The sequence below is a fragment of the Citrobacter sp. Ct235 genome (genome assembly GCF_030332305.1).
GTDB lineage: Bacteria > Pseudomonadota > Gammaproteobacteria > Enterobacterales > Enterobacteriaceae > Citrobacter_A > Citrobacter_A telavivensis.
In genome coordinates, this window is sequence record NZ_JAOWIC010000023.1 from 1 (window position 1) to 200 (window position 200).

At 57.5% G+C, this 200-nt stretch carries 2 tRNA genes; both read left to right on the plus strand.

Features of this window, described 5'->3' with window-relative positions:
- Positions 1-4 precede the first annotated feature (4 nt).
- Positions 5-80: transfer RNA gene (locus OGY35_RS01070), tRNA-Val, on the plus strand.
- A 45-nt stretch (positions 81-125) separates the two neighbouring features.
- A tRNA-Val gene (locus OGY35_RS01075) sits at positions 126-198 on the plus strand.
- Positions 199-200: the final 2 nt, after the last annotated feature.

Consider the following 200-nt stretch of genomic DNA (forward strand, 5'->3'; position numbering starts at 1 on the left):
GCGGGGGTGATTAGCTCAGCTGGGAGAGCACCTCCCTTACAAGGAGGGGGTCGGCGGTTCGATCCCGTCATCACCCACCAACTACTTTATGTAGTCTCCGCCGTGTAGATAAGAAATTGAGAAGTGGGTGATTAGCTCAGCTGGGAGAGCACCTCCCTTACAAGGAGGGGGTCGGCGGTTCGATCCCGTCATCACCCACC